This is a genomic window from uncultured Leptotrichia sp. (genome assembly GCF_938036635.1).
GTDB classification, from domain to species: Bacteria; Fusobacteriota; Fusobacteriia; order Fusobacteriales; family Leptotrichiaceae; genus Leptotrichia; species Leptotrichia hongkongensis.
The window spans coordinates 1-2,120 of the sequence record NZ_CALHQO010000468.1 but is presented as its reverse complement, the minus strand read 5'-3'; the positions used below and the strand labels follow the sequence as shown (position 1 = coordinate 2,120).

Here is a 2,120-nt window from a genome sequence, read left to right as displayed (position 1 = left end):
CAACAGTAATTGACACTCCGTCAGCAGACTTTATCGAAGGATTGATAAAAGATGCACAAGAAAAAGGTGCAAAAGCATTGACTACAGTAAAAAGAGAAAAAAATTTAATAGGAAAGTTTAAAAAATGATAGATTACTAAATTAAATGATATTTTATAAAATTGCCAAAATATTTAAAATTGAATAAATAGATAAAATTGAGAATAAAAAAATAGGAGGGAAAAATGAATACACATAATGATTCAACAAAATATATATTTGTTACAGGTGGAGTTGTTTCATCGCTTGGAAAAGGAATTGTTGCTTCTTCTTTAGGAAGATTGCTAAAAGAGAGAGGATATAAGGTTACAATTCAGAAATTTGATCCATATATAAATGTGGATCCGGGAACTATGAGTCCTTATCAGCATGGAGAAGTTTTTGTTACAGAAGATGGAGCAGAAACTGACTTGGATTTGGGGCATTATGAGAGATTTATCAATGAGAATTTGACAAAGTATAATAATTTGACGACTGGAAAAATTATGTCAAAAATTATTGCGAAAGAGCGTCGTGGGGAATTTTTAGGAGGAACTGTGCAAACTGTGCCTCACATGACAGATGAAATTAAGTACAATGTTATAAAAGCTGCTGAGGAGAATAACTCTGATATTGTAATTACTGAGATTGGTGGGACAATTGGGGATATTGAAAGTGACCCGTTTATTGAAGCAATTCGTCAACTGAAAAGAGAAGTTGGAAGAGAAAATATTGCCTACATTCATGTAACATTATTGCCTTATTTAAAAGCAGCAGGAGAATTGAAGACAAAACCTACACAACATAGCGTAAAAATGCTTCAAGGACTTGGAATCTCGCCAGATGTGATTGTAGTGAGAAGTGAACATCCTGTTGATGAAAATATTAAGAAAAAAATCTCGCTTTTCTGTGATATTGATGAAGAGGCAGTAATTGAATCGCTTGATGCTAAAAGTCTTTACGAAATACCATTAACTATGGAAAAATTAGGGCTTGCCGATGTAATTTGTAAACATTTTAAAATAAAAAATGAAAAGCCGTTACTGACTGAATGGACTAAAATGGTAGAAAAATTCAAAAACCCTAAAAAGATTGTAAAAGTAGCAGTTGTTGGAAAATATATTGAATTAAAAGATGCTTATATCAGTATTCATGAATCAATCGAGCATGCTGGGTTTAATCTTGATACAAAAGTTGAAATTGATTATTTTAAGGCTGGAGAATTTGATGTGAAAAAACTGGCTGATTATGATGGAATTTTAGTGCCAGGTGGATTTGGTGACAGAGGAGTAGATGGAAAAGTTGAAGCGATAAAATTTGCAAGAGAAAATAACATTCCATTCTTTGGAATTTGTCTTGGAATGCAAATGGCTTGTGTGGAATTTGCAAGAAATGTACTTGGCTATAAAGATGCAACTTCGACAGAATTTGAAAAAGACACTTCATATCCAATTATAAGCCTTATGGAAGAACAAAAAGGTCTGAAAGATATGGGAGGGACAATGCGTCTTGGAGCATATCCATGTGTATTAAAAGACGATAGCTTGGCTGCAAATATATATGGAAAAACTGAAATAACTGAAAGACATAGACATAGATACGAATTTAATAATGCTTACAGGGAAGAATTTGAAAAAGCTGGAATGGATATTGTAGGATTATCTCCAGATGGAAATTATGTGGAAGTAATCGAAATAAAAAACCATCCATATTTTATAGCATCACAATACCATCCAGAATTTAAAAGCCGTCCAAATCGTCCACATCCATTGTTTACAGGCTGGATAAAAGCGGCATTAAAGAAACGAAGCGAAAAATAATAATAATTAATTGAAAAACAAATTAAGCAGGAAAATTTTTATTAATTAGGAGTTTTTCTGCTTTTTTATTTTGGAAATTTTGAATTAGTAAAATTGAAATTCTAGAAATGTAGGTGAAAGGAGACAGCCTACTTAAAATATAAACAAAATAAACTAACCATTTAATATAAACTTTTTCAATAAAGGATAAAAACCTAGTATTTCAAAATAATTAAAATATAATTTTTTTGTTTTAATAAACCGACGGAGCTTTTATTTGTTCAACTACGACTGTTTGACGACT

1 protein-coding gene is annotated in these 2,120 nt (G+C 31.4%); it reads left to right on the top strand.

Features of this window, described 5'->3' with window-relative positions; translation table 11 throughout:
• Window positions 1-223 precede the first annotated feature (223 nt).
• A complete protein-coding gene (locus Q0370_RS09305; protein ID WP_299574994.1) occupies window positions 224-1,837 on the top strand; it encodes a CTP synthase in 1,614 nt (537 codons plus the stop codon).
• Window positions 1,838-2,120: the final 283 nt, after the last annotated feature.